The following is a 17,190-nucleotide window of genomic DNA, read 5'->3' on the forward strand; positions in this document are numbered from 1 at the left end:
TAGCTGTGCCGAACCTCCAAAACCCTTCATCCCCAGCAGACGGCTATCGCGGGCGATTTGCCCCCTCGCCTACCGGACCGCTTCATGCGGGATCGCTAGTTGCCGCCCTCGGGAGTTGGCTAGATGCCCGACAAAACCAAGGGAAATGGCTCCTGAGAATCGAGGATTTAGACACACCCCGCTGCATTCCTGGGGCAGATCAAGAAATCATGCGCCAATTGCAATCCTGCGGCCTTTTCTGGGACGAGGAGCCCACCTGGCAATCCAAGCGCCTAGAGCGCTATAAAGTGGCTCTAGAGCGTCTAAATGAGCTCCAAATCGTCTATTACTGTACTTGCACCCGTCAAAGTATTGTCAGCACCCTAGAGGCTCAGGGCGTGATCACACCCCGGAATCAAGAAATGGTCTACCCGGGAACCTGCCGCCCCCAAAAAATAGCCACACACCAGGATGAAAACAAGTTCTTAACCCAAGCAGCTTTACGACTCGCCCTACCAATCGATCTCACTATAGAGTTTGAAGATCTAGCCTTAGGCAAGCAAAGTCAAGATCTCAATCGAGACGTGGGTGATTTTGTTCTGCGTCGCCGGGACAGCGTGTTTACCTATCAACTAGCCGTCGTGGTAGATGATGCCGAACAAAGAATCAATCACATTGTGCGCGGCGTAGATTTACTCAGCAATACGGCACGGCAAATACATTTACAAAGTGTTTTGGAATACCCAACCCCAAACTACATACACTTACCTCTGGTACTTGATGAGTATGGCGAAAAACTGAGTAAGCAAACTTTGGCGAGTGCCATCAATACTGAGAATACGCAGGAGGCTTTAAAAGAATTACGTAAGGCCGCAAAACATTTAGGATTAAGGGATCTTCCAGATGGAAAAGCCACTTCGATTGCTGAGTGGCTTTTGGCGGCCACCCAGGCTTGGGATAGAAAAATTATTTCTTCTTAAAGCCACCTAGCAAAGCACCAACCGCGGGTCTTGCAGGAGTGATGCCAACTTTTTTCTCTTCCGTCTTTGTAGCGCTAGAGCTGGATTGTGGAGCAGCGCTAGGCTCGTAAGGCTTATAGAAAAATGGGTCTGACATTTTTGCTGGCGCATCTGATCTTGATGAGTTTCTACTAGACGCAGGACTATAGCTGGGATTACCTTCAGGCAAAGGTTGAATATCCAGCTTGCGCTTCATCAACTTTTCAATATCGTCGAGCAAGCGTTTTTCACTAGCATCAACCAATGCAATTGCATCACCTTTGCTACCAGCGCGACCCGTTCGACCAATGCGGTGAATAAAATCTTCCGCATTAAATGGCAACTCATGATTAATTACACAAGGCATTGAGGGAATATCCAAACCGCGGGCAGCTACATCAGTGGCAACCAAAGCTTCAATCACACCAGATTTAAAAGCATCTAGAGTAAGAGTACGTTCGCCCTGGCTCTTGTCACCATGGATCGCACCCGCTTTGATACCATCACGCTCTAAAGAGCGAGCGAGTCTTGCGCAACCTAAACGGCTATTAGTAAAGATGATGCACTGACGAGACAAACCTTGACGCGTGCGCGCTTCAAGCACTTGCACAATCGCGCGTTGCTTGTCAGCACTCGATACCATGTGTACTACTTGCTTGACAGTATCTGCGGCTGCATTTTGGCGCGCCACTTCAACAGTCACTGGTGTACGCAAATAACTTTGCGCTAATTTTTTAATCTCTGGTGAAAACGTGGCCGAGAATAAGAGTGTTTGGCGCTGCGCTGGAATCAAATCAATGATCCGCTGCAAGTCTGGCAAGAAGCCCATATCAAGCATGCGATCTGCTTCGTCTAAAACCAGAATTTCTACTTGAGAGAGATTAGCCACTTTAGAGCCAATGTGATCAAGCAAGCGTCCTGGGGTAGCAATCAAGATCTCCACACCATTACGCAATGTAGCAACCTGCTCCTTCATATCTACACCACCATAGACCACGGCAGCACGCAAATCGGTGTACTTGGAGTAGCTTGCCGCATTCTCAGCAACCTGAACAGCCAACTCACGGGTCGGCGTTAATACCAAGGCGCGAATTGGATGACGAGCAGGTGAGGCACTGCTACTAGCATGACGCAGAATCTTTTGAATAATTGGCAATACAAAAGCAGCCGTTTTACCGGTGCCGGTTTGCGCTGCACCCATCAAATCGCTACCCGCCAAAACGTGCGGAATAGATTGCGCTTGAATCGGAGTTGGGGTGTTATAACCCTGCTCAGATACCGCTTTTTGAATCTTTGGATCTAAACCAAAGTCAGCAAAGGTAATTATTGCTGGGGTGGCGCTACTCTCTGTAGCGCCGGTAGGTGAATTTATTTCAGGAACAGTATTTGTCAAGGTAACTTACAGAATGGCTGCGATGCCGGCCTTAGCGGTCTCAGCATCCTCCGCCGATTTAACGCCGGAAACGCCGACTGCGCCGATGGTAAACCCATCTACCACGATATTGACGCCACCTTCCAACATGCCCGATACGTGCGGGGCAGATAAAAATGCATGACGACCATTATTAATAATTTCTTCGTAAACACGAGTCTCGCGTTTACCCATGGAAGCAGTACGCGCCTTTTCTTGTGCAATGTATGAAGACAGTGGAGCGCAACCATCGCGACGAATTAAACCCATCATGTGACCGCCTTCATCACAAACAGCAATCGTCACTGCAAAATTATTTTTAGCAGCATGTTGATTAGCCGCATCCAATATCTTTTGAACATCCGCCTGGGTTAAATAGGGTTTAGTTGCCAACATAATTAATCTCTCTATCTCTAATACTATTGATATATATGGTGAATTATAGGTTGAGTCTGCCGACCAAACCTTACTTTAGGTAGTCTTGAGCCGCAACTACACCACTGGCCTTGGGTTTAAAGCCCATAGTACCCAAGCTCATTTCAACCCCGCTTAAGGCCGCCATGAGACTTAGTTCATTGCAATCACCCAGATGGCCAATACGGAAAACCTTACCTTTCAGCTTGCCGAGGCCGGTTCCCAGTGAAAGATTAAACTTTTCTAAGGCATGTTTACGAAGTACATCCGCATCCATTCCTTCCGGAACCAGGATCGAAGTCAGTACTGGTGAATAGGCGTCAGAATCTAAACACTGATTCTCAAGACCCCAGGCAGCAACTGCACGACGACAAGCCTCCCCCAGACGTTGATGGCGAGCAAATACCGCGTCCAAACCTTCGGTTTGAATCATATCGATTGCCTCATGTAAACCGTACATCAAATTGGTGCTTGGAGTAGTGGGCCAGTAACCTGTTTTATTTGACTCCAAGATTTCATCCCAAGCCAAATAGGCCTTTGGAATTTTGCTGTGCTTACTTGCCTCAATGGCCTTTGGTGACAAAGCATTAAAACCAATGCCGGGAGGTAACATCAAACCTTTTTGTGAGCCCGCTACAGTCACATCAACACCCCAGGCATCGTGACAGTAGTCGGCCGAACCAATACCAGAAACGCTGTCAACGAGTAATAGCGCTGGATGTTTCGCAGCATCAATCGCCTTACGAACTGCAGCAATATTCGATGTAATGCCAGAGGAAGTTTCGTTATGAACAACACAGACAGCTTTGATTTCGTGCTGAGTATCTTTACTCAAACGTTCCTCGATTACAGATGCATCAATCCCCCAGCGCCAAGTATCCGCGCCCGCTTTGCCTGTCACCTCAACTTCAATGCCAATCTTTTTAGCCAAGACACGCCACAAGTGAGCAAAGTGGCCAGTTTCATAAAACAAGACTTTGTCACCAGGATTAAGGACATTCACTAAGGCAGCTTCCCATGAACCGGTTCCAGAAGCGGAATAAATAATGACGGGTTGCTCAGTCTTAAATAGCTTTTTAATGCCACCCAAAACCTTGAGACCAAACGCTCCGAATTCCGGTCCACGATGATCAATTGTTTGATAGCTGATGGCACGCAGAATGCGTGAAGGAACCGGGCTTGGGCCGGGAATGTGTAAAAAATGACGTCCTGAGGTGTGGTTATCCAGTTTTAGCATGCGAAGTCTCATTGGGTTTTGTTGTTAATCTTACGAATCAGTGTAAGGCACTTTTTGGCAATTTACAATTTTGTATGCAAAATATTCATAAAATAAGCGTTTTATAGCGTTATTTATGCTTATTCATCGGTTATAGTAAATATGTATACAAATTTAAGGCATTTCAGATGATGCTCATGGCACCACCCAATACCCAAAACTTACACGAAGCAACCTTCCAGAAGCTCCGATCTTTACTGGTGGAAGGCGCCATCATGCCCGGTAGCAAACTCAATGAACGTGAGTTGGCAGAACAACTGAATGTCTCCCGCACTCCAATACGCGAGGCGATTCGACGCCTGGCTGCTGATGGCCTTGTTGAATTGATTGCCAATCGAGGTGCGATTGCAGTCCAACTAAGCCGCGAAGACATTATTCATACCTTTGATGTGATTGCTAATTTAGAAGGCTACTCAGGAGAATTGGCAGCACAAAATATTAGCGATCAGGCGCTGAACGAGCTTGAAGCGCTTCAATATGAAATGATGGCTTCGTATGCGCGTAGAGATCTTTCTAGCTACTACCGCCTGAATCTCAAAATTCATCAAGCCATTAATCAAGCAGCGAATAACCCTGTCTTGAGCCAGTTGTTTGCGCAAGTGAATGCGCGCATTGAAGCACTTCGCTTTCGCTCCAATCAGGATGGCGTCAAGTGGGAAAAGGCTGTTGGTGAACACCAAGAAATGTTGGATGCATTAAAAGCACGTGACAGCGTTCGCATGCGCGCAGTCATGATGCAACACGTCATGAATAAACGTGATGTTGTTATTCAATTAGTTGATACAGAATCCCAAGAGAAAGTTGCAGCATGAATAAGCCACTGGATTTTCCACCCCCAGAATTCGTCGCTAACAAGGCAGAGTTAGCGAAGCGTCTTCAACAAGAAACTTCTGGTGAAGTCATGACAGACATCGCCAGTCGCGGACGTTATGCAACAGATGCATCGATTTACCAAACCATGCCGGTCGCCGTGTTTGTACCAAAAACCGCCGATGACATTGCGACGGCTATTCAGATTGCAGCTGATCTTGGCGTACCCGTTCTTCCGCGTGGTGGAGGTACTAGCCAGTGCGGCCAAACTACTGGTACCGCATTAGTAATCGATAACACTAAATACTTTCGCAAGCTTTTACATGCAGACCCTGAAAAAGCGACCGCACTAGTTGAGCCTGGCATTGTTTTAGATCACCTCAATGCAACCCTAAAACCGCATGGACTTTGGTATCCCGTAGATGTATCTACCTCTGGGCAGGCAACCATTGGTGGTATGGCGGGTAACAACTCATGCGGTAGTCGCTCCATTGCTTATGGCAACATGGTACATAACGTGTTGGGTATTGACGCCTGGTTAGCAAATGGCCAGCTTGCAAACTTTGGAAATTATGCCAATAGCTCTGGTGTTGCAAGGCAATTAGGTGACTTTGTAAAAGGTCTTGCTACTACACTTCAACCAGAAATCGAAGCACGTTTCCCTAAAGTCTTACGTCGCGTAGCTGGATATAACCTCGATATATTTCATCCCCAGAGCGAGCTCCCCTATACCCAAGACGGCAGCGTTAATTTAGCGCACCTATTAGTGGGTAGTGAAGGCACCCTGGCTTACTTCAAATCGCTTGAACTAAAACTATCACCCCTACCTCAACATAAAGTTCTTGGGGTAGTGAACTTCGCGAGCTTCTTCAAAGCAATGGACAGTGCGCAGCATATCGTCAAGCTTGGGCCAACTGCAGTTGAATTAGTGGATCGCACCATGATTGACTTAGCGCGCCACAATCCTAGTTTTAAAAGTACTATCGAAACCGCTCTCATCGACTCTGGCGGTACAACTCCTGAGGCAATCTTATTGGTGGAATTTTCAGGCGAAGAGCATGCCCCCCTTCTAGAGAAATTAAAGTTACTCGAAAATCTCATGGGCGACTTCGGGCTTCCAGGCTCCGTAGTTCCGATGGCTGATGCTAGTTTGCAAAAGAATTTATGGGAAGTGCGTAAGGCCGGCTTAAACATCATGATGAGCCTCAAAGGTGATGGCAAGCCTGTCAGCTTTATCGAAGACTGCGCAGTCCCATTAGAAAGTCTTGCTGAATATACCCAAGCACTCACAGATGTATTTTCAAAATATGGCTCACGTGGTACTTGGTATGCGCATGCCTCAGTGGGTACTCTGCATGTCCGACCCATCCTAGACATGCGCCGGGATGGTGCGCAGAAGATGCGTGCAGTTGCCCAAGAAGCTTCTGAATTAGTGCGTAAATATAAAGGTGCCTATAGCGGTGAACATGGTGATGGGCTTTCTCGTGGCGAATGGATCTCTTGGCAATTTGGCCCAAAGATTACTGAAGCGCTTACTGAAATCAAGTATCGTTTCGATCCAACCGGGCTGTTCAATCCAGGCAAGATCATTAACCCTCCCAAGATGGATGATGCGAGTTACTTCCGCTTTCCACCAAGCTACAAAGTGATTCCGCTGCAACCAGCTTTAGATTGGTCCGCATGGAATGTACAGAATGATACCGCCACTGAAGAAACCACTGCACCAGGTACCGGCGGTGACCCTGCGATGGGTTTAGCCAAAGCAGTTGAGATGTGTAATAACAATGGTCATTGCCGAAAGTTTGATGCTGAAGTGATGTGTCCGAGCTATCGGGTTACTCGCGATGAAAAGCACCTCACCCGTGGCCGCGCCAATACATTGCGCCTTGCACTCTCTAATCAACTGGATATCAAAGACGAAAGTTCACCCCTCGGTAGTGACGCCATCAAGGAAGTCATGGAACTCTGCGTCAGCTGCAAAGCTTGCCGCCGCGAATGTCCTACTGGCGTTGATATGGCTAAGATGAAGATTGAGTTTTTGTCGGCGTATAAGAAACGGGTTGGACATACGCTGCGGGATCTAGCAGTTGCCTATCTACCCAAATATGCCCCCATCATCAGTAGTATTCCGGGGCTACCTGCATTACTAAATTTACGTAATCACATTGCCCCTATCGCCAAATTGCAAGAATGGCTTATGGACATTTCTGCACAAAGAAGTTTGCCAACTTGGAAAGCAAATACATTTTGGAGTAAGCAGAATGCAATTAGACCTTATCAATTTACGCCAGCAGAACTGAGCACTCCAGATGCGAATGGCAACCAGGGTGTGGTGCTGTTAGCCGACACCTTTAATGCCTATTTTGAAGATGAAAACCTACAGGCAGCTCTACAAGTTTTAAAGGCTGCCGGTTATCGCGTTCATATTCCGCAGAAGAGCTTCAATAAACAAAAAGTAAACGCAACACCCAATACCTGCTCCAAGGAATTCTGTTGCGGTCGCACCTATCTGGCTGCTGGCATGGTTGATCAGGCCAAAGCAAGCTTAGATGAGTTAGTAGATCATCTGGCGCCTTTTGCAGAAAAAGACATTCCGATTATTGGTCTTGAGCCTTCATGCCTGTTCACCCTGAAAGATGAAGCACTAGTCATGGGCTTTGGTGAACGTGCAATTACTGTAAGTCGGCACGCACAACTCTTGGAAGAGTTCTTAGCTAGCGAATTCAGAAATGGAAAGCTCCAGCTGCAACTGAAACCGGCCTCGCGCCCTGTGCTATTTCATGGTCATTGTCATCAAAAATCATTTGATGCTGTTACACCAGCAATCGAGCTCTTAAAGTTAATCCCCAATGCGCAACCCAAACTCATTGAGTCCTCTTGTTGTGGCATGGCAGGTAGCTTTGGTTATGAAACGGAGCATATTGAAGTATCAAAGCAAATGGCGGAGCTGAGCTTATTGCCCACGATACGGAAAGCACAAGACAGCTGGGTGGTTGCAGATGGCACCAGTTGTCGACATCAGATCGCCGATGGTACACAAAAGGGAGCAGTCCATATTGCCAAGATCTTGGCAGCGCATCTGTCAGATGGAGTGTGATGATGTCTTAACGAATCACGCCATATGCCACTATCAACAATGTTCCAGTCAATAAGGCAGGCACTAGACGGCGGGTTGGCTTAGATACCATCACGGCAATACTCAGGATACAGATCAAGATACGAACCCAAATAGGCACTGTGGATAAGAGACCGAGCGGCATCAAAATCATTCTGACAACGAGAGCCGCAACCATCGCATAAGTCACAGCTGCAAGCCAGCGAAAGATTTCGCTATCTTGATTAATTTTTTTTGCGAGTAGTACACCAATAGCACGACAAAAATAAGTGCCCAGAGTCGCGGCTGCTAAGGCAATCCATAATCCCCATCCCTCTAGCGCAGCATTCATTAACTCATCACTCCCGCTCTCTTACGCAGAATTTTAAGATCAATTAAATATGCAATAGTACCTGCTACCAAGCCAGTCGTGAGCAAGCTGGTATCGCTATCCAAGATAAAGAAGAGTGGTCCGAGCAAAAAACCCAAACCAATAGCGATTCGATTGGTCCAAGATCCCACCTCTGTAAATGCCAGTAAGAAGAATAGGGGGTTGATGAACACTAGGCCAAGCGTAATGTACGGGGGCACTACACCCGCTAATAAATATCCCAGCATTGTGGCCGGAATAGAAACAAGCCAGCACAGTAAACCAAGACCAATAAAGTAACTTGATCGATGCCTCGCTTCCATCGTCTGAAACTCACGCATTGAAATAGCCCAAGCCGTCATAGCTAAAAAATGCACGGATGCATACAGTCCATGATTGCGATCTTTTTGATGAAACTGAGGAAAGAGTGTCACGGTCATTGTGATAAAACGTGTGGCAGTTAAAGTCACAGCAAGCGCAATAGCCAGAATGGAAGATCCAGTAATAATCATCTCTAGCAAAACAACTTGCCCAGGCAATGCGAACATCAAGAAACTAGTAGCAGTCGTAAACCAAATATCTACGCCGTTGGTTTTACCCATCGCACCAAACCCCACCATACCGGCAAAGAGGACCATTGCAGGTACACCTGAAGCATCCCGAATACCAGCCCAAAAAGCTTCGCTACGATTTTTAAAGCGCTGCGCCGCTGCAGCTTCTTGCAAAATTTCGCTAGGGTCAATGGATGGTTGATCAGCTGATGACATGGTTTGATTGTAAGAGCTGGCGATAAACTTTGCCAAAATTTGTTAACTATTCAGGGCCCACTCGATATGCTCAGCGACTAAAGTATCCGCCAAGGGTAAGGCATTAAGTAAAGCTTGGCGCAGTAAATCTTTCTCTACCTGAGATGCGCCCCTAGCGGCCAAGGCATTTCCCATCGCTACTGCTAAGTTTCTGCGCCATCTAGAGTAACCAATACGACGAATAGCACTACCTTCATGACGCTGATTAAATTCATTCTCAGTCCAAGACCAAAGTTGCAAGAGACTCGCCCTCCCAAGACCATGACGCTCTGCAAAATCTGGCAAGGCTGAACGTTGTGCAAATTTATTCCAAGGACAAATCAGTTGGCAGTCATCACAACCATAAACACGATTTCCCATCGCCCTACGAAACTCTACTGGAATACTATCTGGATTTTCAATCGTTAAGTACGAGATACAACGACGGGCATCTAACTGATATGGTGCAGTAATCGCTTGCGTAGGACAAACCTCGATACAAGCTTGGCAAGTCCCACAATGCGACTCCTCTTCCTGATCTATTGGCAAAGGAACATCTACTAGGATCTCTCCCAAAAAGAATGTCGAGCCAGAATGTTGATTCAGCAGCAAAGTATGCTTACCTCGCCAGCCTAAGCCCGCCTTACGAGCCAACTCTACCTCCATTAATGGCGCCGAGTCGGTGAATACACGATAACCAAATGATCCGATCTGCTGCTCAATCATCTGAGCAAATTCTTGTAAACGGTTGCGCATCACCTTGTGATAGTCGCGACCACGGGCATACATCGACACCACGGCTTGGGTAGGATTTGCTAAACGCTGCCACTCATCATCAAAATTGATTCCAGGGGAGAGGTAGTTCATGGTGACGCAAATCACCCTGACTGCACCCGGGACCAAGAGGGCTGGATCAGAACGTAATTGAGCATGTCTAGCCATATACTCCATCCGCCCATGTCTACCTTGCTCTAACCACTCCTGAAGCCTATCCGTAGCAGATCCAAGATGGGTATCAGTGATACGCAAGCTATCAAAACCCAATTGACGAGATTGTCCATCCAACCATTCACGAAGATTGGCCTGATCGACAGGGCTCGGTATTGAGGAAGAAGTCATTAGGAATACAGAATGTAGCTCAATAATTGAATAAACTAGGCAAATGGCTCAGAATTCATTTACACAACATTGTAGGCAAGAAGCAGGTACGGCTACCTTAGCGCAACAACTTGCGCTCAGTCTCAGCCATTTCTTTCAATCAGATCAAAATACTCACCTCAATATCTCCCTAGAGGGGGATCTTGGGGCCGGCAAAACTACCTTTGCCCGCCATCTGATACAAGCTTTGGGATATGTGGGTCGAGTGAAGAGTCCAACCTATACCTTGTGTGAGCCTTACCCCATTCAGATTAAGAGTGGCAATCCACCCACTACAGTAACTATCACAGCAACCATCACAGCCAATCACTTTGATCTCTACCGTATGAAAGATCCGCTGGAATGGCAAGAGGCTGGCTTTGCAGAACTATTTGATGAGCCTGGATTTTGTTTAGTGGAGTGGCCAGAAAAAGCTGAGGGCACCCTTCCAGCATTCGATATTCAGATTCACCTCAAGGCTGGCGATGATGAAAATGAAAGAAACATTACCATTGAGGCAATCTCAATCCAAGGACACAATGCCTTAGAGACAATATTTCTCCAATAGCGATGCGCAAGCCCCCCATCAACCCCTCCAGAAGAAAACATCTCAAGACTTCCGCAAAGATGTTGGGATACATACTCTTCTTTAGTGAAGCAGAGATTGCCTGGGGTGCCAAGATCTTAGGTGTGCGTATTTGGCCAGCAGAAGATTACACTCGGATCACCCTTGAGTCCGATAAAGCACTACCCATTACCCAACAGCTGCTCACCAATCCAGATCGTTTAGTAGTGGATGTTCAAGGCATGGAATTCAATTCCACTCTGAAGGACTTGGTAGCCAAGGTGAAGCCGAACGATCCTTATGTTTCACAAATTCGCGTAGGGCAATTTCAACCCGGCATGGTGCGCTTAGTATTTGACCTCAAAGAGCCTGTGAAGCCGCAGCTATTTACGCTTGATCCGATTGCGGAGTATCAATACCGCATGGTGCTAGACCTCTATCCAGCGATCGCCCCAGATCCTTTAATGGAATTAGTGAAGAGTAGCGCCCGCAAAGAAAGCGCCTTAGAAAAAGCCAATGAAGAAATCGACTTAATTGCGCAGTTTGCAGTAAAAAAGGGGAAAGATGCTCCACGAGCGCCAGTAGCCCAAGCAATTCCAGATATTAAAGAGTTGCCTACACAAGCTAAACAGAAGCGCTTGATCACGATTGCAATCGATGCCGGTCATGGTGGTGAAGATCCAGGTGCAATTGGCGCCATGGGTTCCAAAGAAAAGCATGTAGTACTCTCCATCGCCAAACGCCTGCGCGACAAGATTGAGAATGATCCCTATATGCGCCCTTTTCTTACCAGAGATGGCGACTACTTTGTACCCCTTCATACCAGGGTACAAAAAGCCCGTAGAGTAGAGGCGGATTTGTTTGTCTCAATTCATGCGGATGCTTTTATCGAACCAAGAGCTAGGGGTGCTTCAGTTTTTGCCCTATCGCAAATGGGGGCTACTAGCACTACTGCACGCTGGATGGCCAATAAAGAAAATTCTTCAGATCTGATTGGCGGCATCAATATCAAGACTCAAGATAAGCAAGTAGCCAACCTATTGCTAGATATGTCGACCACTGCCCAGATCAAAGACTCACTTCAAGTGGGCACATCGATTCTGAAGCAAATTAGTGGATTTGCGCCCTTACATAAACCAAAAGTTGAGCAAGCCAGCTTTGCAGTTCTCAAGGCTCCGGATATCCCCTCTATCCTGGTCGAAACAGCCTTTATCAGCAATCCCCAGGAGGAGGCGCGCCTCAATGACGATGCTTATCAAGACCGTATTGCCGAAGCGATTTTGAGGGGAATTAAGGACTATTTCTCGAAAAATCCACCAGTTGCCAGACGGGCAAACGCATAGCTGTCTTGTAACTACAAGGGCTTGAAGGTAGGCACCTATAGACCCAAGGAGCGTCTATAAACTTCTTGCTATAATCTTTGTTTTACTGGGTCGGTAGCTCAGTCGGTAGAGCAGCGGACTTTTAATCCGTTGGTCGCGAGTTCGAATCTCGCCCGACCCACCATGCATCACTAAGCCTCGTTCTACGGGGCTTTTTTATTATCAAACCATTAGGCATGGATTGTGATTCTCATACCTAAGGCGCCAAGGACCTTGGATACAGTGTCAAAACGTGGCTTTGTATTAGGCTTTAGGGCTTTATATAAGGCTTCTCTAGTAATGCCGCTTGATTTAGAAATCTCAGCCATACCTTTTGCTCTAGCAATATGCCCTAAAGCAGTAGCCAATTCAGCATCATCACCATCAGCAATAACTTGATTCAAATACTCAGTCATCGCACGTTTACTTTTGAGATGGCGAGTCATGTCAAATTCAGCTAAATCACTGACTTTAATTTTCTTTTCTGTTTTTACAGTTTTCATTTAATCCTCCAATAGCTTGGCTAATTTTTTTGCCGCTTTAATATCGCTGGCTTGACTGGACTTATCTCCACCACCCAACATCACAATAATTGTTTTACCCCTCAATACGTAATACATGCGCCAACCAGGCCCAAATTTTTCGCGCATTTCATGAACGCCATCAGTCAATACCTTGACATCCCCCAAATTCCCCAATCTAGCCCTATCTAAGCGCCTGGCCAATCTAATTCGAGTTGGTAGATCTCTAAGGCTACCCAACCACTCAAGGAAATTATTAGTTTCTAAAACTTTAAACATATGAAATTGTATTCGATCGATTACAAAATGTCAATACCCCATTTATGTGCCGTTTAAAGATTTCAAAATCTGGTTCACAGAATCGAACTTTGTACTAAAAAGCAATCGCACACTTAATCGCACAGTGACTTTTTGAACATACAAACCATTGATTTATATGAGCTTTTGAAGAGTCACAACTTCTTTTAATCCGTTGGTCGCGAGTTCGAATCTCGCCCGACCCACCAGTTATACAAAGGGATCACAGAAATGTGGTCCCTTTTCTTTTGGTTAAAACGAATTGTTCGAGAATGTAGATTGCTGGGTAACTAAACTACTTGCATAGTGTATAGTTTCAGTATACACTAAATCATGATTAAAACTTTTCGCCATAAGGGCTTACAACTCTTTTTTGAAACAGGTAAAAAGTCTGGAATCCAAGCCGTCCATGCTAATAAGCTTGCTAGGCAATTAGCTAGATTGCATGTTGCAAAGAAATGGGAGGATATGAATATTCCTGGCTGGAACTTACATCTTTTAAAAAATAAGCTAGCCAACCATTATTCGATATCAGTAAATGGAAATTGGCGCATGACTTTTAAATTTGATGGTGAAGATGTAATTTTAGTTGACTACCAGGATTACCACTAAAAGAATAGGAATGATGATGACTAAAATGTACAACCCACCCCACCCAGGCCTCACGCTAAAGGAAGACATTCTTCCAGCATTAGATCTCACCGTAACAGAAGCGTCGGAACAGCTTGGCGTAACTCGCGCTGCTTTTTCCAGGGTGATCAATGGCAAAGCTGGCATTTCTCCAGAAATGGCTTTGCGTATTGAAGCTTGGCTTGGCGAGAAGCATGGTGGTAGTGCGGGCGCTTGGCTTGCCCTACAAGCATCTTATGACTTATGGCAGGTACGTAAATTTGGACTTCCCAAAGTCAAGCATGCAATAATTCCTGCATTACCTTAAGCATTACCAAAAGCAATCGCATACTCAATAGCACAATAACTTTTTGGCCGTATAGACCATCGATTTATATGGGGTTTTGAAGATGCATGACTTCTTTTAATCCGTTGGTAGCGAGTTCGAATCTCGCCCGACTCACCAAGCATTACTAAGCCTCGCTCTACGGGGCTTTTTTATTACCTGTGTACCTATCAATCACTCTTACTTAAGTGAACCTAGGAATGTGACTGCCCTCTGCGCTGCCTCGTCATAGCTTGGCCTGTAATTCAAGATATCAATCTCAGCGAACTGCACTTTTAATACCGCTGCCCTGCTAGATATCTGACTAATAAATGGCTCAGCATTCTTTCGCAAGAATTTGGCAGCTTTTACTAAGGCTTCGGGTTCTCGCTCAATAATTAATGACAGATCAAATAAATCACGAGCAGTAGCCCTGTCACCTCGGTGCCACAATTTCTTTGCCACAATCTCTACAGCAGTTTCTACCCGAATCTGCTGGCCGCCAATATTCCATATTTCAAAAGGTGTATCAGTGAGATTTGGGGATGCCACAAAATCAATTTCCCCTTCTGGACGAATTAACTTCACGTAAGAGCTCTGATCTTCAACGTAGTCTGTGCTAACGGCTGCAGCCACATCACTTAAGCGTGGCGTGACAAAACCTAAGTACTGTGGATCTGGAACAAAGATATCAATATCCTTACTAAGCCGATGCTGATAACGAAACATTAATACCGTGCCACCACCAAAAGTCCAAAATGGATCGGGCGTTCCGTGATTTTTAATATCATCAATAATAGAAAGCGCATGCGGAAGTAAATCTCTCCACACCCCTTCGGGAAGTTCACGTTCAATAATATTATTCATGAATTAAGTCCAAGCCGATCTGAGAGAATGCATCTCGTGCGCCCACCGATTAATATTTTTCCAAATTACTTTGGGTGCAACGTGATTATTTTTGGCAGCCTCCTCAACCGCAGACACAATAATTTCTAGTGGCGCCTCATCCAATAGCGTTGCCACATGAGGATAAATACTTTCAGGCAGATCTCCACAGGCCAACGAATGAGATAAATCACCACTTTGTAATTTAGTCTTATAACTAACGCTGGCTGTCTTACTGGCCATATCTAAGCCATGATGCTTTTTGCTGTGCTCTTGCGTAATTACATCTAGCCCTAGGAGCGATAACAAGGACAGCAATTTAGCTGCGCCCAAATCATTCAAACTACCTTTCTCTAGATGATGGATGGTTGACCTTGATAGTCCGCATAGTTTTGCCAACCGCTCCTGGGATAAGCCCAGATCAGTACGACGCTGCCCGACTTTGAGACCAATTTCGCGTAAGTTCATAAGTGCACTATAGCATAAATTGTGTAATATATTACACAATTATTTATTGGGGTTGATCTACTATTACCCGAGACTTGATGTAATAACGAGATTTAGCGCTATGCACCAAAAAAGCAATCGCACAGTCAATTGCACGCTCATTTTTTGGTCGCTCAAAGCCATACGCTATATAGGTTTTTGAAGGGACATGACTTCTTTTAATCCGTTGGTCGCGAGTTCGAATCTCGCCCGACCCACCAGCTTTACTAAGCCTTGCTTCTTGCGGGGCTTTTTCTTTTCTAAAACCCTGAATTGCTCCCAGGAGATGGGATAAGCATCTGCTTGGTTTCATCTCACTGTTCTAGTGCAATATTTGCAGATTCAATGCTGATTAGTTTATGTTGTGCAAACCCAATACTGCTGCAGTCTCAGCCCTGACTTTATTGCAAAGAGCTTCGTTAGTAATCAAGGACTCCCCATATGATTCAATGATAGTCTGCATTCTTTGCTTCCAACCAGCTGGTAACAAACCTGTTGGCCCCATCTTCTCAATCACATTGATCATGATATAAACCGCAGTAGAGGCACCGGGTGATGCACCAAGCAAGGCAACCATCGAAGAGTCAGCAGACTCTACAATTTCTGTACCAAATTCCAGAACCCCAATGCTCTTCTGATCTTTTTTAATAATTTGCACTCGTTGACCTGCAGTTTCTTCAAGCCAATTCTTTGGATCAACATTGGGATAGAAATCCGCTAGGCTATTAAAGCGCTCTTTTTGAGTTTGGAGTACTTGCTTGATTAAATATTTCACTAAAGAAAAATTGCTCAGCCCAACAGCCATTAAGGGCAGAATATTTCCTAGGCGGATAGAGTTGATTAAATCAAAGTAAGAACCGTGCTTCAGAAACTTAGAAGAAAAACCAGCATAAGGTCCAAAAAGGATAGAACGCTTCCCATCAATAATTCTTGTATCTAGATGAGGAACAGACATTGGAGGGGAACCTACGGATGCCATGCCATACACTTTAGCTTCGTGCTGTTTCACAATCTCCTGATCATCACAGCGCAACCATATTCCACTCACAGGAAAACCGCCGTATCCATCAGCCTCTGGGATTCCTGACTGCTGCAATAAAGTTAAGGCCGCTCCACCAGCGCCTAAAAATACAAACTTTGCTATAACAAAACGTAAGCTATCGGTAATTTGGTTTCTAATGCTTAGGCGCCAACGCCCATCGGGGGTGCGACTTATATGAGTCACCTTTTCTGAAAATGACACCTTAAAACCATCAACCGTTTTTAAATACGTCAATAAATTTGATGTTAATGATCCGTAACTCACATCAGCGCCATTAATAATTCGTGTGGCGGCAATCTTTTCAGTAGGATCCCTTCCCTTCATTACTAAAGGCACCCACTGTTCAATCTGAGCTGGGTCTTCTGAATATTCCATACCCCGAAAACAGTGGTGGGCACTCATGGCAGCATGACGTTTCTTTAAAAAACTGACATGCTCTTCACCCCATACAAAACTCATATGAGGCACTGGATGAATAAAAGAGGCGGGATCTTTAATGACTCCCTTTTTAGTAAGGTAAGACCAAAATTGTCTTGATAGATCAAATTCGGTATTGACCTCTAGGGCTTTGGAAATATTCACAGTGCCATCAGACTGTAACGGTGTGTAATTTAATTCACAATTTGCTGCATGACCAGTACCAGCGTTATTCCAGCTGTTGGAACTTTCCAGAGCCTCATGCTTAAGCACCTCTAACAACTCAATTGTGAGGCCTGGAGAGAGTTCCTTTAGGAAAACTCCTAAAGTAGCACTCATAATTCCAGCGCCAACTAGTGCGCAATCAACTTCAGTGACATCTTTTTGCTTGCTCAATCAAAGCTCCTT

At 45.6% G+C, this 17,190-nt stretch carries 19 protein-coding genes and 1 tRNA gene; 8 read left to right on the forward strand and 12 right to left on the reverse strand.

From position 1 onward, the window contains the following. The first annotated feature begins 5 nt into the window (after positions 1–5). Complete coding sequence (gene gluQRS / locus ICN43_RS10050; RefSeq protein ID WP_216199444.1) at positions 6–959, forward strand: tRNA glutamyl-Q(34) synthetase GluQRS; 954 nt, start codon at positions 6–8, stop codon at positions 957–959. Here gluQRS and ICN43_RS10055 read toward each other — a convergent pair. The 3 genes from ICN43_RS10055 to ICN43_RS10065 all read right to left on the reverse strand — a co-directional run bounded on the left by ICN43_RS10055 (position 946) and on the right by ICN43_RS10065 (position 4,039). Then, positions 946–2,370 (reverse strand): DEAD/DEAH box helicase, encoded by a 1,425-nt coding sequence (locus ICN43_RS10055; RefSeq protein WP_216199446.1) that lies wholly within the window; start codon positions 2,368–2,370, stop codon positions 946–948. The two genes, gluQRS and ICN43_RS10055, sit on opposite strands and share 14 nt — an antisense overlap. Positions 2,371–2,376: 6 nt before the next feature. Then, positions 2,377–2,781 carry a heme-binding protein gene (locus ICN43_RS10060; protein ID WP_216200063.1) on the reverse strand — a complete coding sequence of 135 codons (405 nt, stop codon included), beginning with the start codon at positions 2,779–2,781 and terminating at the stop codon, positions 2,377–2,379. A gap of 73 nt (positions 2,782–2,854) precedes the next feature. Further along, positions 2,855–4,039: an alanine--glyoxylate aminotransferase family protein gene (locus ICN43_RS10065; protein WP_216199448.1), complete on the reverse strand. Its 1,185-nt coding sequence runs from the start codon at positions 4,037–4,039 to the stop codon at positions 2,855–2,857. 167 nt (positions 4,040–4,206) lie between these two features. Between ICN43_RS10065 and ICN43_RS10070 the strand changes: the two genes are divergently transcribed. Then, a complete protein-coding gene (locus ICN43_RS10070; protein ID WP_370623180.1) occupies positions 4,207–4,890 on the forward strand; it encodes a GntR family transcriptional regulator in 684 nt (227 codons plus the stop codon). Then, complete coding sequence (locus tag ICN43_RS10075) at positions 4,887–7,985, forward strand: FAD-binding and (Fe-S)-binding domain-containing protein (RefSeq protein WP_216199450.1); 3,099 nt, start codon at positions 4,887–4,889, stop codon at positions 7,983–7,985. Before ICN43_RS10070 ends, ICN43_RS10075 begins: the two co-directional genes overlap by 4 nt. A 7-nt stretch (positions 7,986–7,992) precedes the next feature. On the opposite strand, the gene ICN43_RS10080 is transcribed toward ICN43_RS10075, so the two are convergent. Genes ICN43_RS10080 through queG form a run of 3 tightly spaced genes read right to left on the reverse strand, consistent with a single transcriptional unit; the run spans position 7,993 to position 10,256 of the window. Beyond that, positions 7,993–8,334, reverse strand: a complete 342-nt coding sequence (locus ICN43_RS10080) for an AzlD domain-containing protein (RefSeq protein ID WP_216199452.1) — start codon at positions 8,332–8,334, stop codon at positions 7,993–7,995. Further along, positions 8,334–9,119: an AzlC family ABC transporter permease gene (locus ICN43_RS10085; RefSeq protein WP_216199454.1), complete on the reverse strand. Its 786-nt coding sequence runs from the start codon at positions 9,117–9,119 to the stop codon at positions 8,334–8,336. The genes ICN43_RS10080 and ICN43_RS10085 overlap by 1 nt, the downstream gene beginning before the upstream one ends. A gap of 42 nt (positions 9,120–9,161) precedes the next feature. Next, positions 9,162–10,256: a tRNA epoxyqueuosine(34) reductase QueG gene (queG, locus tag ICN43_RS10090; protein WP_216199456.1), complete on the reverse strand. Its 1,095-nt coding sequence runs from the start codon at positions 10,254–10,256 to the stop codon at positions 9,162–9,164. A gap of 43 nt (positions 10,257–10,299) precedes the next feature. On the opposite strand from queG, the gene tsaE reads away from it, so the two are divergent. The 3 genes from tsaE (at position 10,300) to ICN43_RS10105 (ending at position 12,345) form a co-directional block, all read left to right on the forward strand. Next, on the forward strand, positions 10,300–10,842 hold the full coding sequence (gene tsaE, locus ICN43_RS10095) for a tRNA (adenosine(37)-N6)-threonylcarbamoyltransferase complex ATPase subunit type 1 TsaE (RefSeq protein WP_216199458.1): 543 nt from the start codon (positions 10,300–10,302) through the stop codon (positions 10,840–10,842). Between the two features lie 2 nt (positions 10,843–10,844). After that, the gene (locus tag ICN43_RS10100; protein WP_216199459.1) at positions 10,845–12,182 is read left to right on the forward strand and encodes an N-acetylmuramoyl-L-alanine amidase; all 1,338 of its coding nucleotides are present in this window, start codon (positions 10,845–10,847) and stop codon (positions 12,180–12,182) included. 87 nt (positions 12,183–12,269) lie between these two features. Beyond that, a tRNA-Lys gene (locus ICN43_RS10105) sits at positions 12,270–12,345 on the forward strand. A 46-nt stretch (positions 12,346–12,391) separates the two neighbouring features. Here the strand turns inward: ICN43_RS10105 and ICN43_RS10110 are convergent. Continuing rightward, the gene (locus ICN43_RS10110) at positions 12,392–12,703 is read right to left on the reverse strand and encodes an addiction module antidote protein (RefSeq protein ID WP_216199461.1); all 312 of its coding nucleotides are present in this window, start codon (positions 12,701–12,703) and stop codon (positions 12,392–12,394) included. Then, positions 12,704–13,000: a type II toxin-antitoxin system RelE/ParE family toxin gene (locus tag ICN43_RS10115; protein WP_216199463.1), complete on the reverse strand. Its 297-nt coding sequence runs from the start codon at positions 12,998–13,000 to the stop codon at positions 12,704–12,706. It lies immediately after the preceding gene. 351 nt (positions 13,001–13,351) lie between these two features. Between ICN43_RS10115 and ICN43_RS10120 the strand changes: the two genes are divergently transcribed. Both ICN43_RS10120 and ICN43_RS10125 read left to right on the forward strand, forming a co-directional pair. Further along, positions 13,352–13,630, forward strand: coding sequence for a type II toxin-antitoxin system RelE/ParE family toxin (locus ICN43_RS10120; RefSeq protein WP_216199465.1), 279 nt, complete (start codon positions 13,352–13,354; stop codon positions 13,628–13,630). A gap of 16 nt (positions 13,631–13,646) precedes the next feature. After that, complete coding sequence (locus ICN43_RS10125; RefSeq protein ID WP_216199467.1) at positions 13,647–13,955, forward strand: HigA family addiction module antitoxin; 309 nt, start codon at positions 13,647–13,649, stop codon at positions 13,953–13,955. A 198-nt stretch (positions 13,956–14,153) separates the two neighbouring features. Here ICN43_RS10125 and ICN43_RS10130 read toward each other — a convergent pair whose 3' ends face one another. From ICN43_RS10130 to mqo, 4 genes are read right to left on the reverse strand one after another with little or no spacing between them, the layout of a single operon-like run. Further along, positions 14,154–14,819, reverse strand: coding sequence for a nucleotidyl transferase AbiEii/AbiGii toxin family protein (locus tag ICN43_RS10130; protein WP_216199469.1), 666 nt, complete (start codon positions 14,817–14,819; stop codon positions 14,154–14,156). A 3-nt stretch (positions 14,820–14,822) separates the two neighbouring features. Then, positions 14,823–15,305, reverse strand: a complete 483-nt coding sequence (locus ICN43_RS10135) for a helix-turn-helix transcriptional regulator (protein WP_216199471.1) — start codon at positions 15,303–15,305, stop codon at positions 14,823–14,825. A gap of 43 nt (positions 15,306–15,348) precedes the next feature. Beyond that, complete coding sequence (locus ICN43_RS10140) at positions 15,349–15,636, reverse strand: hypothetical protein (RefSeq protein WP_216199473.1); 288 nt, start codon at positions 15,634–15,636, stop codon at positions 15,349–15,351. Between the two features lie 39 nt (positions 15,637–15,675). Then, positions 15,676–17,178: a malate dehydrogenase (quinone) gene (mqo, locus tag ICN43_RS10145; protein WP_216199475.1), complete on the reverse strand. Its 1,503-nt coding sequence runs from the start codon at positions 17,176–17,178 to the stop codon at positions 15,676–15,678. Positions 17,179–17,190 lie beyond the last annotated feature (12 nt).

It is taken from the genome of Polynucleobacter sp. UK-Mo-2m-Kol15 (assembly GCF_018881505.1).
In the GTDB taxonomy this organism is placed as follows: domain Bacteria; phylum Pseudomonadota; class Gammaproteobacteria; order Burkholderiales; family Burkholderiaceae; genus Polynucleobacter.

Excerpts from the sequence above, each read along its gene's own strand:
- ICN43_RS10065 (WP_216199448.1), bottom strand. The coding sequence starts at position 4,039 with ATGCTAAAACTGGATAACCACACCTCAGGACGTCATTTTTTACACATT.
- ICN43_RS10070 (WP_370623180.1), top strand. The coding sequence starts at position 4,207 with ATGATGCTCATGGCACCACCCAATACCCAAAACTTACACGAAGCAACC.
- ICN43_RS10075 (WP_216199450.1), top strand. The coding sequence starts at position 4,887 with ATGAATAAGCCACTGGATTTTCCACCCCCAGAATTCGTCGCTAACAAG.
- ICN43_RS10080 (WP_216199452.1), bottom strand. The coding sequence starts at position 8,334 with ATGAATGCTGCGCTAGAGGGATGGGGATTATGGATTGCCTTAGCAGCC.
- ICN43_RS10085 (WP_216199454.1), bottom strand. The coding sequence starts at position 9,119 with ATGTCATCAGCTGATCAACCATCCATTGACCCTAGCGAAATTTTGCAA.
- queG (WP_216199456.1), bottom strand. The coding sequence starts at position 10,256 with ATGACTTCTTCCTCAATACCGAGCCCTGTCGATCAGGCCAATCTTCGT.
- tsaE (WP_216199458.1), top strand. The coding sequence starts at position 10,300 with ATGGCTCAGAATTCATTTACACAACATTGTAGGCAAGAAGCAGGTACG.
- ICN43_RS10100 (WP_216199459.1), top strand. The coding sequence starts at position 10,845 with ATGCGCAAGCCCCCCATCAACCCCTCCAGAAGAAAACATCTCAAGACT.
- ICN43_RS10110 (WP_216199461.1), bottom strand. The coding sequence starts at position 12,703 with ATGAAAACTGTAAAAACAGAAAAGAAAATTAAAGTCAGTGATTTAGCT.
- ICN43_RS10115 (WP_216199463.1), bottom strand. The coding sequence starts at position 13,000 with ATGTTTAAAGTTTTAGAAACTAATAATTTCCTTGAGTGGTTGGGTAGC.
- ICN43_RS10120 (WP_216199465.1), top strand. The coding sequence starts at position 13,352 with ATGATTAAAACTTTTCGCCATAAGGGCTTACAACTCTTTTTTGAAACA.
- ICN43_RS10125 (WP_216199467.1), top strand. The coding sequence starts at position 13,647 with ATGACTAAAATGTACAACCCACCCCACCCAGGCCTCACGCTAAAGGAA.
- ICN43_RS10130 (WP_216199469.1), bottom strand. The coding sequence starts at position 14,819 with ATGAATAATATTATTGAACGTGAACTTCCCGAAGGGGTGTGGAGAGAT.
- ICN43_RS10135 (WP_216199471.1), bottom strand. The coding sequence starts at position 15,305 with ATGAACTTACGCGAAATTGGTCTCAAAGTCGGGCAGCGTCGTACTGAT.
- ICN43_RS10140 (WP_216199473.1), bottom strand. The coding sequence starts at position 15,636 with ATGAAACCAAGCAGATGCTTATCCCATCTCCTGGGAGCAATTCAGGGT.